The 14,550-nt window shown below is 32.5% G+C and carries 10 protein-coding genes; 4 read left to right on the top strand and 6 right to left on the bottom strand.

Going from position 1 to position 14,550, the window contains the following annotated elements; translation table 11 throughout:
* The first annotated feature begins 174 nt into the window (after positions 1 to 174).
* On the top strand, positions 175 to 1,641 hold the full coding sequence (locus C7447_RS10180; RefSeq protein WP_148870407.1) for a DUF389 domain-containing protein: 1,467 nt from the start codon (positions 175 to 177) through the stop codon (positions 1,639 to 1,641).
* A gap of 365 nt (positions 1,642 to 2,006) precedes the next feature.
* Here the strand turns inward: C7447_RS10180 and C7447_RS10185 are convergent, their stop codons facing one another.
* From C7447_RS10185 to pdxH, 4 genes are all read right to left on the bottom strand, one after another.
* Complete coding sequence (locus tag C7447_RS10185; RefSeq protein WP_148870408.1) at positions 2,007 to 4,094, bottom strand: OmpA family protein; 2,088 nt, start codon at positions 4,092 to 4,094, stop codon at positions 2,007 to 2,009.
* A gap of 122 nt (positions 4,095 to 4,216) precedes the next feature.
* On the bottom strand, positions 4,217 to 5,110 hold the full coding sequence (locus C7447_RS10190) for a Ppx/GppA phosphatase family protein (RefSeq protein WP_148870409.1): 894 nt from the start codon (positions 5,108 to 5,110) through the stop codon (positions 4,217 to 4,219).
* A gap of 7 nt (positions 5,111 to 5,117) precedes the next feature.
* Positions 5,118 to 5,606, bottom strand: a complete 489-nt coding sequence (locus tag C7447_RS10195; protein WP_148870410.1) for a SixA phosphatase family protein — start codon at positions 5,604 to 5,606, stop codon at positions 5,118 to 5,120.
* Between the two features lie 34 nt (positions 5,607 to 5,640).
* Positions 5,641 to 6,288, bottom strand: coding sequence for a pyridoxamine 5'-phosphate oxidase (pdxH, locus tag C7447_RS10200; protein ID WP_148870411.1), 648 nt, complete (start codon positions 6,286 to 6,288; stop codon positions 5,641 to 5,643).
* Positions 6,289 to 6,423: 135 nt separating this feature from the next.
* On the opposite strand from pdxH, the gene C7447_RS10205 reads away from it, so the two are divergent.
* From C7447_RS10205 to C7447_RS10215, 3 genes are all read left to right on the top strand, one after another.
* Positions 6,424 to 8,583 (top strand): TonB-dependent receptor, encoded by a 2,160-nt coding sequence (locus C7447_RS10205; RefSeq protein ID WP_148870412.1) that lies wholly within the window; start codon positions 6,424 to 6,426, stop codon positions 8,581 to 8,583.
* A 95-nt stretch (positions 8,584 to 8,678) separates the two neighbouring features.
* Positions 8,679 to 9,098, top strand: a complete 420-nt coding sequence (locus C7447_RS10210; protein ID WP_148870413.1) for a DUF2141 domain-containing protein — start codon at positions 8,679 to 8,681, stop codon at positions 9,096 to 9,098.
* Between the two features lie 10 nt (positions 9,099 to 9,108).
* Positions 9,109 to 9,732, top strand: a complete 624-nt coding sequence (locus C7447_RS10215; protein WP_148870414.1) for a hypothetical protein — start codon at positions 9,109 to 9,111, stop codon at positions 9,730 to 9,732.
* Between the two features lie 114 nt (positions 9,733 to 9,846).
* Here the strand turns inward: C7447_RS10215 and C7447_RS10220 are convergent, their stop codons facing one another.
* Positions 9,847 to 11,298: a TolC family protein gene (locus C7447_RS10220; protein ID WP_148870415.1), complete on the bottom strand. Its 1,452-nt coding sequence runs from the start codon at positions 11,296 to 11,298 to the stop codon at positions 9,847 to 9,849.
* Positions 11,291 to 14,539, bottom strand: coding sequence for an efflux RND transporter permease subunit (locus tag C7447_RS10225; protein WP_148870416.1), 3,249 nt, complete (start codon positions 14,537 to 14,539; stop codon positions 11,291 to 11,293). The genes C7447_RS10220 and C7447_RS10225 overlap by 8 nt, the downstream gene beginning before the upstream one ends.
* Between the last annotated feature and the right edge of the window lie 11 nt (positions 14,540 to 14,550).

Below are 14,550 nucleotides of genomic sequence, written 5' to 3' on the forward strand. Positions count from 1 at the left end.
AAACTTTTTTTGGGGATTAAAAGTTAAACACCGAAGATATACTATATATGTTCGGTGTTTTTTTTAAGAGTAATAATTATGGAGATATTTTTTAACTAGTAATGAGAGATAATTATAATTAGATATAAGTTACTTTTCGTATATTTCACTTAAAAAAATAATACTAAATTATTAATGGAAAAAGATATTAAAAAGACTGGAAATATTCAGTCTAATGAAGGGGTAAATTCAAAAGATGAAATTGCTAAAGATGCTCAAGGATTATTTGAAAAAATAAAACACTTTTTATACGAGTTACTTGATTTTAGAAATGATACAGACCAAGAGGCTACTATAAAAGCAATAGAGCAAGATATTCCTCTTAAAGGAGCCACATCGTGGATTTTGGTCTGCTCTATATTTATTGCATCTATTGGGTTAAATGCTAACTCGACAGCAGTAGTAATCGGTGCTATGTTAATATCACCGTTAATGGGACCTATTTTAGGAGTGGGTTTATCTATTGCTATTAATGATATTGATACTTTACGTAAATCGCTAGTCAACTTACTGGTAATGATTACACTAAGCTTGTTGACAGCTTTTTTGTTTTTTGTGTTGTTTCCTTTAAAAGAAGATACATCTGAATTATTAGGTAGGGTTCAGCCAGATATTCGTGATGTACTAATTGCTTTTTTTGGTGGATTAGCGCTTATTATTGCAAGAACTAAGAGAGGTACGATTGCTTCGGTTATCTTTGGTGTGGCAATTGCAACTGCATTAATGCCACCATTATGTACAGCGGGTTATGGTTTGGCAATTGGTAACTTTGAGTATTTTAGTGGAGCTATGTATTTGTTTACCATTAATACTATTTTTATTGCCTTAGCAACATTTTTAGTGTTAAAGTTATTAGGGTTTACAATGATTCGTTATGTAAATTCTGCAAAACGTAAACGTATTGCACAAATGGCTTCTTTGATAGCTGTTTTAGTAATGATACCAGCTATGATTACTTTTGTTCGAGTGTATAAGAAAAGCGTCATAGATGCTAATTACAAGCAATTTTTAAAAAAGGAAGTTTATTCTAATAATAGTTTGTGGTTACAAAGAGAAAATATTGACCCTAGTACTAAAAAGATAAATCTATTTTTTAATGGTGATATTACGGAGGCTACAGAAACAGATTTAAGAAATGAATTAAAAGCATACGATAATTTAAAAGATTTTGATTTAGCAATTAATGCAAATAAAGCTAGAAGTGTAGATAGAGTAATGGATGCTTATGATAGAGCCATAGCAGATTTAGATTCAAAAGACAATATTATAGTTGGTTTGAATAAGGAAATAGAGGACTTAAAAGTGACAATAACTTCGTTAAATCAAAGAATAGAACAAGAAGCACAGCTAAGAAATGATAAGTTTATTCCTTTTAGCTCTATAGCTAAAGATGCAAAAATTCGCTATAATGATATTAAAGAGATTAGTTTTGCGAATATATTAAGTTCTAAAGATTTCATTAAAGTGGATACGATACCAGTAGCAACTATTAAATGGAATACTAAATTAGCAGATTCAACAGTACTAAAAAAGGAAAAAGAATTAAGAGTTTGGTTACAAAAGGAAATGAAGTTAGATACACTATTTATTAAAAGAAATTAATCACATACTAATTATAAAATTAAAAGCGCTCTTATTTAGAGTGCTTTTTTATTTAACTGCTGTTGGGAGATATAGTAAGGAGAAAGTGTTAAATAGATGTGTTTATAAATGAATTTGTTGGGTAAAATTTTCCGATGTAATTATGGAGTACTGCCAGGGAATATGTTTTTAACTTAGATAGAAAAGCCTTAGAGTCGGTATTTAACTTCTTGGTGTAAATTAATTATAGTTTACTTCTTGTTTGATGAAATATGTATTGTTTTTAATTTGTGAAAATTATATAAATAGAAAAACCCAAGTGTTAGCTTGGGTTTTAATTTTGATTCTATAATTAGAATTTTATGTTACTAATTACCAACCAAGAATTAATTTTGATTGATAACTCTAAATGTAGTTCTTCGGTTTGCAGCATGCTCACGTTCGGTACAAGATACACCATCAGCACATCTATTAGTTAATTTAGTTTCACCAAAACCATTAGCAGTTAATTGACTAGGATTAACACCTCTAGTAACTAAATAGTTTACTACAGATTGAGCTCTTCTTTCTGATAAAGATTGGTTACTAGTTTTACTACCTCTAGCATCAGTATGAGATTCAATAGCTACAGCAACACCGTCTGTTAATACTGGTAATAAACGAGCATCAATAATACGTTTGGCTGCAGGAGTTAAAGTTGAACTACCAGTATTCCAGTTAATAGGTAAAGGTGTATTTGTCACTAATTCACAATCTACAGTCTTCCATGAAGTTAACCCTCCTTTAGAAACCAGAACCTCTTTAGTGACAGTTTTGTATTTAGCAGGAACCGTAATTTCGTCTGTATAAGCATCTTTTTCTAAAATAGTTTTCTTAATAGAAGTATATTTTGGATCAGATTTAACAATTCTAGTTGTAGGAGGAGTAGCCATTACTGTTTTTTTCATAACAGTAGTTACTTCTGGTATTGCTACTACAGCAGTTGATTCTGTTGCAGGTATAGTTTTTTGAACAGTAGTAGTTTCTTCAGGAATAGGAATTATTCTGGTTGTTGGAGGAGTAACCATTACTCTTTTTTTAACTACTTTGGTTACAGCTGGTACTTCAACTTCTCTTGTCGATGGAGGAGTAACCATTACTGTTTTTTTTATAATTTTAGTCACAGCAGGTATATCAATTACTCTTGTAGTAGCTGGCGTATCAACAACGGTTGTTTTCACAAGGGTTGTTTCTTCAGGAATAGGTACAACTCTAGTTGTTGGAGGAGTAACCATTACACGTTTTTTAACTACTTTAGTTACAGCTGGTACATCAATAGTTCTTGTTGTAGGTGGGGCAATCATTACTGTTTTCTTAACAACTTTAGTTACCTCAGGAATAGTTACAACTCTTGTAGTTGGAGGAGTTTTCATAACTCTTTTGGTATAAGTAGCAAAACAATTAGGGCTGTTATCTCCATCTTGACATGGCCCTTGAGAAGTTTCAACAGCTGCATCTCTATCTAATACTGTTTTATTTACAGTTGTAAATTGAGCAGGAACTTCTTTATAACACCAGTAACGACAATCGTTAGGGTCTGAAGAAGTACAATCAGGAGCTCTTTCGCTCATTTGCCATTGCGCAGATTTAGCTCTTACCTCTATGGTTTCACTATCGTTTCTAAAAGCAGCAGGAACTGCTTTTAAAGTAGATCCATAATCTCTCTTTTTATAAGTAATAGTTTCTGTGTCATAAACGGCAGGAACAATTTCCAAACGTTGAGAAGCTTCTTTTATAATTACCACTTCATCTCGCGTTTCATATTTTGCAGGAACAACTTCAATTCTCTGTCCTGCTTCTTTAACTGTTACTATAACATCACGCATTTCATATTGAGCAGGAACGGTTTCAAGCCTTTGAGAAGCTTCCTTAACGACTACAGTTTCGGTAACTGCTTTCATTTTAGCAGGTATAGTCTCTAAACGCTGACTAGCTTCTTTAATAGTCACAACCACATCTTGTTCTTCGTATTTTGCAGGTACAGGTACTAGTTTTTTGTATCCTTCTTGTACGGTTACAATAACATCTCTCATTTCATATTGAGCAGGCACTACTTCTAAACGCTGGCTTGCCTCTTTAGTAACAACAGTTTCTGTCGCTATTGTAGGTTTAGATGCTGTTTTTGATAAACGTTGACTAGCCTCTTTAGTAACTACAGTAAAGTCTTGAGCTTCATATTTTGCTGGTACAACTACCAATGTTTGTTCGCCTTCGTCTACTAAAACACTTTCAGTAACAGTTTTGTATTGTGCTGGGTGAGTAACAATTCTTTTGTAAGCGGGAGCAACTTCAATTGTTACATCTTGATTTTTCCAGACCTCTGGTGTTTTACAACGGACATAACATTTTCCAGGTTCAGCATTTGTCGGCAAATCTTGAGCCAACGTAGTAAATCCAGCAGCCAACAAAGCCCCAGATAAAAATAATTTTTTCATAACGAATAGAATTTGAATTTTATTATATAGCTTATCTAGCTATGTGAGGTGGGGAAGTTTTTTACATAGCCGCTACAAATATAAGCAAAAAAAAAAAGAATGTTAAAATATGTTAATTAAAATTATAATTTATTGAAATACAGACTTTTAATAATTCCGTCAGAGAGCCCGATTTTAGGAACATAAATTTTACGTGCGCCACTCCATTTCATAGCGGAAAGATATATTTTGGTTGCGGGTACAATTACATCTGCACGATCTGGATTTAAACTTAACTCGGAGATTCGTTCTTTATAACTCATCTTTTTAAGAAATTGGTATTGTGCATTCATATATATATAGGATATAGGTTTTCCCATTTCTCTTCCAGACATTTTGAAGATTTTATTAATATTACCTCCAGATCCTATTAAAGTAATACGTTTATATTCTGTAGTATTTAATTTAATCCATTCTTCAACCTTTTTAAAAATTCGTTTGTTTTCTTCTTTAGGGTTGTTAATAAGTCTAACAGTCCCTATTTTAAATGATTTAGAATTAACGATTCTTCCTTTAGAAAATAATGTAAATTCTGTACTTCCACCGCCAACATCAACATACAAGTAAGTTTCGTCGGAATTTATAAGCTCTTTTAAATCAGTAGAAGAAATAATAGCAGCTTCTTTTTTGCCATCAATGATTTCAATTTCTACTCCAGTTTTTTCTAAAATAGCAGCTGAAACCTGTTTACCATTAATGGCTTCTCTCATCGCTGAGGTTGCACAAGCTTTGTACCTTTCTACACCATGCACATTCATTAAAAGCTTAAAAGCTTCCATGGCGTCAATCATTCTTTTCGTATTCACTTCAGATATTTCCCCAGCAACAAAAGCATCTGCACCTAAACGTATAGGAACACGAACCAAAGATGATTTTTTAAACAAAGGTTCTTTGTTTTTTTCCTCAATAACGTTGGCTATTAATAAACGAACAGCATTTGAACCTATATCTATGGCTCCGTATTTTTTTATTTTCAAGAGAAAATTATTTATAGTTTTTAGGAAATTCAACTAAAATAGTGGTTCCTTTTTTAATATCTTTCCAATGTTTTGTGTCAAATTGAATTCCAATAACACCACATGTAGTAACGTGAGCTATTGGTTTGTTTCCAAATTTATTAACAAAAAAATTAATTCCGTGGTCATGACTAAAAATAATAGCGCTATCAAAACTATCATCTAAGGCCTTAACAGTTTTTGTTAAATACCCATCACTAAAATTATACAATTGTTTGCTTATTTTAAGGTTTGCCATTGGGTAACCAAAATTTTCACAAAAAATAATACCGGTGTGTAACGCTCTATTTGCACTACTCGCTATAAATACATCTGGACGTTGCATTTTCTTAGCTAAAACCTTTGATATTAAATGAGCATCATTAATTCCTCTTTCCTTTAAAGGTCTATCATGATCCTTAACACTTGTATATTCCCAAGAGGATTTTGCGTGTCTAACTATGTATAGTGTTTTCATTCAATTTTATAAAATGGCAGTCAAATATAAATATTTAAGGAGCTAATCGCTCAATCTTCCAGAAAAAATCTTTTTGTAAAGTATATCGAATTCTGTCGTGCATTCTGTTTGGGCGACCTTGCCAAAACTCTATAGAAACAGGTTTTACTATAAAACCACCCCAATGTTTTGGTCTTGGAATTTCTTTATTTTGAAATTTAGTTGAAAGAGATTTTAGGTCTTTTTCTAATTGATCTCTAGATGAAACGACCTCACTTTGGTTGGATGCCCAAGCTCCTAGTTTACTTCCATCGGGTCTTGTTTCGAAATATCCGTCAGATAAATTTTCTGCAATTTTTTCTGCTTTTCCTTTAATAATAATTTGTTGCTCTAAACCAGACCAAAAAAAGGATAAACAGACGTGATTGTTTTTTGCAATGGCTTTTCCTTTTTCAGAATTGTAATTCGTGTAAAAGATAAAGCCTTCCCAAGTATACTTTTTTAACAAAACTACGCGATTTTTGGGAAATCCATCTAAACCAATTGAAGAAATAGTCATCGCATTCGATTCATCAACTAGTTCAGAAGCATCGGCAGTTAAAAACCATTTTTGAAATAATTCAATAGGATTTTCAGGGCAATTTTGCTCTAACAGCTCTTCTTTTTCGTAAGATTTTCTATAATCACTTAAATCGTGCGACATGTACATCTAATTTAACGCGATAAAAGTACAACTTTACATTAAAAAACAATTCAACTATAAAAAATAACAATTCGGTAGTTCATTTTATTACTGCTTTTAGAATCCTAACATCTTTGTGTCATCAAAATCAACACAATGAAATCAATATTTTTATTAAGTCTACTATTTTTATCAATTTTTAGTTTTTCCCAAAAAAGGGTGATTTATGGAAAAGTAATCGATAATAAAGGAATACCTATAGAAGGGGCAAATGTTTATTTAGAAGGAACTTATGATGGAACGTCTTCTGATATTGAAGGGAAATTCAATTTTACAACGTCTGAAGTAGGAGTAAAAACGTTAGTTGTTTCTTTTATTTCGTTTGAAACACACTCTCAAACAGCTGAGGTAACTTCTTTTCAAAATCTAATTGTAAAACTTCGAGAAGATGTAAATACATTAGACGCTGTAGTCATAAACGCAGGAAGTTTTGAAGCGGGAGATAACGCAAAAGTAACGGCTTTAAAACCATTAGATGTAGTAACAACGGCGAGTGCACTTGGTGATGTTTTTGGAGCTTTTCAAACTTTGCCAGGGACTTCTACTAATGAAGAAGACGGACGCTTGTTTGTACGTGGAGGAGATGCTGATGAAACTCAAATTTTTATTGATGGAGTTCGAGTATTTAATCCGTTTATACCTACGGCTAAGAATATTCCTACACGAGGAAGATTTTCTCCTTTTTTATTTAAAGGAATGACATTTTCTACAGGAGGATATTCGGCTGAGTACGGACAAGCATTGTCGAGTGTATTAACATTAAATACCATCGATCAACCCGATCAAGAGAAAACAGAAGTACAGTTAATGACAGTAGGAGTAGGAGCTGGTAACACACAAATTTGGGGTAAAAATTCATTTAGTATTAATGCATCGTATGTAAATTTAGCACCGTATCAATGGGCTTTTCCAGATAAAAATGAATGGATTAAACCTTATGAAGGTACAAGTGGAGAAATGGTGTATAGATACAAGCCTAATGATGATAGTTTGTTAAAATTATATAGTTCGTTTAATTATACAGCTTTAGAACTTATTCAAGAAGATATTAATACACCAAATGGATTTCATTTCGGATTACAAAACAGGAATTTATACTTCAATGGTTCGTACAAAGAACGTTTGGGTAATGGTTGGTCTATCTTTGGGGGAATTGGTTATGCCAATGATACTTCAGATATAAATTTAGAAGATGATGAAGTGGATGATACAGAAAATTCTGCTCATTTTAAAATTAGGTTAAACAAACGGTTTTCTAATCGTTTTAAATTAAATTTTGGTACAGAATATTTCATGACTGATTTTGACGAGGATTTTAGAGAATCATTAGGAGAAGATTTTAATTTAGGATTTACAAATAACCTGTTTGGGGCTTATGCAGAAGCAGATATCTTTTTCTCAAAAAAACTCGCTACAAAAGTAGGAGTAAGAGTAGAAAACTCAGCGTTGTTAAATCAGTTTACGATGTCTCCTAGAGCATCTGTTGCGTATAAATCTGGTAAGAACACGCAGTTTTCATTAGCTTACGGAAGTTTTTTTCAAAACCCGAAGAATGAATATTTAAAATTCAATACTAGTTTTAAAGCCGAAAAAGCTACTCATTTTATTGCTAATTATCAGTTTGTAAAAGATCGTCAGATTTTTAGAGTAGAAGGATACTATAAAAAGTATGATGACTTACTTAAGTACGATAGTCAGTTTGTAGCTTCAACAACAAATTTCACCAATAACGGAAACGGATATGCAAAGGGTGTTGATGTTTTTTGGAGAGACGGAAAAAATATTAAGAATTTAGATTATTGGGTGTCGTACTCATTTTTAGATACCCAACGAGATTATAAAAATTATCCAACTCAAGCAAGGCCAAATTTTGCTTCAAAACACAATGCCTCATTAGTAGGTAAATACTGGATTAACGATTGGAAAACACAAATAGGAATGACTTATAATTTTGCTTCAGGGAGAACGTATACGAATCCGAATGCAGGTGGTTTTTTGAATCAACAAACAAAAAACTACAATTCTGTTAGTTTGAATGCCGCATATTTAATCAGTCAGCAAAAAATATTATATTTCTCAGTAAATAATGTGTTAGGTACTAAAAATGTGTATGGATATAATTATAAAAATCAACCAGAAGCAAACGGTATATACAATCATCAAGCGATTGTGCCAAGTGCAGACCAATTTTTCTTTGTAGGTTTTTTCTGGACGATTAGTGATGATAAAAAGAATAATCAATTAAATAATTTATAAAAACAGCAATTCATCCGAAGAAAAGAACAATTCGGTAAGAATATTGAGGAATACTCATTTTACATTTAGATATTTGAACAACTAAAAAAAATAATATGCAACGAATCATTTTAATAATAGTACTTTTTGTAACAGGATTAACAGCTATAGTAGCACAAGAAAATTATAGTATTACAATTGAATTTAAAGGATTGGAATCTGATAAAGGGAGTTTGTTTGTAGCTCTTTATAATAAAGAAGACGCCTTTTTAAAAAAAGGATTTAAAGGTGATATTGTAAAAATTGTTGATAAAAAAGCGACCGTAGTTTTTAAGGATATTCCTAAAGGAGAATATGCAATTTCAGCATTTCATGATGAAAATGACAATAAAAAAATGGACACGAAGATTTTTGGAATTCCAAAAGAGCCTGTCGGAATTTCTAACGATGCAAAAGGATTTATGGGACCTCCAAAATATAAAGATGCCAAATTTGAGGTGACAGAAGATGTTAATTTAATGATTACAATCAATTAAAATTATTTGTATGAAAAATCTAATCACACTTATATTGTTAGTTTTTGGAGCTTCTATTTCTGCACAAACTAATTACGAAAAAGGCATGGAAAAGGCGTTTAAATTATGGGGAGAAAATAATATAATTGAAGCGTCACAATTATTTGAAAGAATAGCAAAGGCTGAAAAAGAAGAATGGTTGCCTGCCTATTACGTTGCAACAATTGAAATTTTAGCGAGTTTTGGTTTGAAAGATGAGGCAGTATTGAATTTAAAATTAAAAAAAGCACAAGAATTTTTAGAGGAAGCAAAATCGATTTCAACAAATAACCCGGAGATTATTATTAATCAAGCATTGTTAAATACAGCTTACATTGCTTTTGATGGGCAAAAATATGGAATGACCTTATCAGGAAAAAACGCAGCCTTGTACCAACAGGCTTTAGAGTTGGCGCCTAATAATCCGCGAGTAGTTTTAGGAAAAGCAGAGTGGGATATGGGAAGTGCTCGTTTTTTTGGCCAGTCTACAGAAGTTTATTGTAAAGACGTAGCACGTGCTTTAGAGCTTTTTAAAACAGAAGAATTGCCAAAATTTTATCCGAATTATGGAGCAAAAAGAGCAGAGGAAATTTTAAAGCAATGCGGTGAAAATTAAAAATCAATGAAATTTTCTTATGAAACTGACTTTGATGGTTAGTTTTTGTTTATATCAATTAAAAAAGCCTCGATTTCTCGAAGCTTTTTTTTTGAAAAGATTATTAATTGCTTATTATTTCCATCCTCCTCCTAAAGATTTGTAAACATTAATATTAGCTAACATTTGATCTTTTTTAGTTTCAATGAGCTCTATTTTAGAGTCTAATGCTTCTCTCTGAGTTAGTAATACTTCCATATAATCTGCCCTAGCTGATTGAAAGAGTCGCGTTGAAAGATCAATAGATTCGGTAAGAGCTTCTACTTGACTTTCTCTTAATGTATAAATCTTTTTAAGATTTGTTATTTTCGAAAGTTGGTTTGCCACTTCAATATAAGCATTCAAAATAGCTTTTTCGTATTCATAAATCGCCTGTAATTGTCTATCATTAGCAGTTTTATATTCCGCTTTTAAAGCATTTCTATTTATTAACGGTCCAACAACATCACCTGCTAAAGAATATATAAGAGATTCTGGCGTTTTGGTAAGATACTTGGTGTTAAAGGCTTGTAGTCCTATACCTGCTTTAATGCCTATAGAAGGGTAAAAATTAGCTTTGGCTATCTTTGTATTTAACCTTGCGGCTGACAATTCAAATTCTGCACTTCTTATATCGGGACGATTTTGTAATAATTGAGAAGGTAATCCTGCATAAATTGTATCAATTGACTTGTTAATGAAATCATCTGAATTTCTTTCAATATGTTGAGGAGATTTACCTATTAAAAAATTGATTTTGTTTTCTGTTTCAATTATTTGTTGCTGTATTTCATGTTTGTGACTTTGGTTTTTTAATACTTCTGCTTTAAACCTACGAACAGCTAATTCTGTTGTTTTTGCCGCTTCCTTTAGTAACTTTACCATTCTAAGAGCATCCTGTTGAATTTTTAAGTTTTGTTCAATAATATCCAATTGATTGTCTAAAGTAACAAGCTCATAATAGGTGTTGGCAATTTCAGAAACTAGATTGGTAACCATAAAATTCTTACCCTCTACAGTAGACAAATATTCTAACACAGCGGCTTTTTTTCCGTTGCGTAGTTTTTTCCAAATATCGAGTTCCCAAGATGCAGAAAGACCCAATGAATAATTTGTGAGAGGTTCAGGAAAATCTTCGTCTTCACTAATTTTCAAATTTTCTTCTACGGCACCATTTCTGGTGTATTTACCAGATTTTTCTATTTCTGCTCCACCATAAATATTTACAAAAGGGAGATATTCTCCTTTTTTTGCTTTAATCTCATTTTTACTCATATCTACTTGTTTTAGCATAATATTGAGCTCTTGGTTATTAATTAACGCTGTGTCGATTAAAGAAATTAAATAAGGGTCAGAAAAGAACGTTTTCCATTGTGTATCTGATGTATTAAGACTATCATTAGATTGGTTTTTATAACTACTAGGAACACTTATGTTTTCATTTCTAATTGCTTTAGTAGGGACGCATGAATATAAAAGTATTACTACGAAAACCCCAACCAAAGGTGTTATCCTAATCTTTAATTTATTTATCATTTTATTATTCATCTTCTTTTCTTTTGGTTAGTTTTTTTAAAAGTTTATTAATTTCTTTGAGTCTAACTTTAATCTTACTTGGACTTTCATCTTCGCTAACTCTCATAAACTCTTCAGAAATTGGTTCAACACTTTCATCTTTAATAAGGTTTTTACCTTCACTCATTTTACCAAAAATGTAGTATAGGCCTGGTATAATAATAACACCAAAAAGAGTTCCAATGAGCATGCCTCCCATCGCAGACCCACCAATAGTTCTATTTCCAATAGCTCCTGCTCCTGTAGCTACAACTAAAGGAATTAAACCAGCAACAAAAGCAAAAGAAGTCATTAAAATAGGTCTAAACCTCGCTTTAGATCCTTCAATGGCAGCTTCTAAAATTGTAGCTCCTTGCCTATGTTTTTGCACTGCAAACTCTACAATTAGCACGGCATTTTTACCTAGTAAACCAACCAGCATAATAACTCCAATTTGAGCATAAACATCGTTGGCTAACCCCATCATTTTTAACAAAGCAAAAGAACCAAACACACCAACAGGAAGGGAAAGTATAACGGCAAAAGGAAGCAAGAAACTTTCGTATTGAGCTGCAAGAACGAAATACACAAATATTAACACTATAATAAAAATGTATAGTGATTCGCTACCTCTGTTAGCTTCATCATAAGTAAGTCCCTCCCAAGCAACATCATATCCTCTAGGGAGCTCCTTTGCAGCAACTTCTTTAATAGCTTTAATTGCGTCTCCACTAGTGAAACCTGAAGCAGGAAGCCCTCTTATTGATGCAGAATTATATAGATTGTAACGTGTAATTTCGTTAGGACCTAATTCTTTTGTAATGGTCATAAATGCTGAGTAAGGAACCATTTCTCCTTCTTCATTTTTAACAAAAAGCTTTTCAAGATCGGAAGGTAATCTTCTATATTCTGGTGCGGCTTGTGTATATACCTTAAAAAACCTACCAAAACGTATAAAACCTTGTTCGTATGTACTACCTATTAAAATGTTGAGGTTTTCCATAGCTTTACCTATAGTAACCCCTTTTTGCATTGCTTTTTTGTTGTCTATTTTTAATTTATACTGCGGGTAATTTGCAGAGAAGAAAGTAAATAATCCTGTTAATTCTTTACGTTTAGACAATGCTTCTATAAAATCATTATTTATTTTTTCAAAATGATGATAATCGGTAGAATTGGTTTTGTCTAACAAACGCATGGAAAATCCACCAGAAGATCCAAAACCAGGTACAGCAGGCGGCTCAAAATATTCTATAATGGCACCCAAATCTTTTGTTTCTTCCTCTAATTCTTCCATTATTTCGTGAACTGAGTGATGACGTTCTGACCAAGGCTTTAGGTTAATCAAACAAGTTCCTGCATTAGATCCTCTACCTTCTGTCATAATTTCGTAACCAGCTAAAGACGAAACAGACTGAACACCTTCAGTTTCTTCACAAATTTTTTGCAATTTTTTAGCAACATCATTTGTACGTTCTAAAGTTGCTCCAGGAGGTGTTTGAATAATTGCATAGATCATACCTTGATCTTCATTAGGTATAAAACCGGCAGGTAATGTTTTGTTGGTGAAAAAGATACCAGCGCAAAACACAGCTAATATTCCAAAGGTTATTATTCTTCTTGCAACAATTTTGTTTAAGATGTTAACATATTTACCGGTAAGTTTTTCAAATCCGTTATTAAACCAATTTATAAATTTATCTATGGGCGATTTTCTTTTAGGTTTACCATGATTATTTTTTAACATCATAGCACAAAGCACAGGCGTAAGTGTAAGAGCAACTATTGCTGAAATTACGATAGAGCCAGCCATAGTAATGGAAAATTGACGATAAAAAACACCCACAGGACCTGTCATAAACGAAATAGGAATAAATACCGAAACCATCACTAAAGTAATAGCCACAATTGCCCCTCCAATTTCTCCTAAAACTTCATAAGAAGCATTATAGGGGCTAAGGTTTTCTTCTTCCATTTTAACGTGTACAGCCTCTACCACTACAATAGCGTTATCTACCACAATACCAATGGCAAGAACCAAGGCGAAAAGAGTTATTAAGTTAATAGAGAGTCCAAAGAGTTGCATTACAAAAAAGGCACCTATCAATGAAACAGGGACAGCAATAATTGGAATTAAGGTAGAACGCCAGTCTCCCAGAAACAAGAAAACTACTATAGCTACAAGTATAAAAGCATCTCTTAGTGTATGTAAAACTTGTTCAATTGAAGCGTCTAAAAAGTTAGATACATCATAACTAATTTGAAAATCGACACCTGGCGGCAAGTCTACTTTTAATTCTTTTAATTTAGCTTTAACAGCTTCAATTACATCGCTACCATTACTACCGAAGGTTTGTTTTAGAACTATTGAAGCTGAAGGTTGTCCATCTAAATTTGAATAAATATCAAAAAATTCACTTCCTAACTTTACATCTGCAACATCTTCTAATTTTAAAATTTCCCCTTCTTTGTTAGCGCGAATAATAATGTTTTTGTATTGATTAGGTTCGTTATATCTATTTTCATAGGTAAGTACATATTCTAATGATTGTGAAGTTTTCCCTGAACTTCGACCTAATCTACCAGGTCTTGCTAAAATACTTTGATCTTCCATTGCTTCTAAAATTTCTTCAGCAGAAATATTATAAGCACGCATTCTGTCTGGTTTTAACCAAACCCTCATTGCATATTTTCTACTCCCTAGTATTTTAGCACTTGCAATACCATTAATACGTTGTATTTCTGGAATTATTTTAGTGTACGCGTAGTTGTAAAGAAATTTTTCATCGTTATTTTTTTCTTTGCTGAAAAGATTCACATACATTAACATACTAGGTTGAACAGGAGTAATTACAACACCTTCTCGCTGAACTAGCTCTGGAAGTAATGGCATTACTTGGTCGACTCTTGTTTTTACTCTAACGACTGCTTGGTTAGGGTCTGTTCCGGGTTCGAAAATTACACGTAATGTTCCTTCACCAGCACTTGTTGCATCAGAAGCGATATAACGCATTCCTTGTACCCCATTTATAGCTGTCTCTAAAGGAATAAGAGTTGAGTTTACCAATACATCTGCACTAGAGCCCGGGTACGCTATAAAAATATTTACCGTAGTAGGGGCAATTGGTGGGAATTGAGATATGGGTAATTGCTTTATGGCAAGCAAGCCCGTAAAAACTATAATTACGGAAATGACAATAGCCAATACCGGTCTATGTATAAATTTACTAAACATATTTTGTTTAC

Origin of the sequence: Tenacibaculum adriaticum, assembly GCF_008124875.1 — a bacterium.
Classification (GTDB): Bacteria; Bacteroidota; Bacteroidia; order Flavobacteriales; family Flavobacteriaceae; genus Polaribacter; species Polaribacter adriaticus.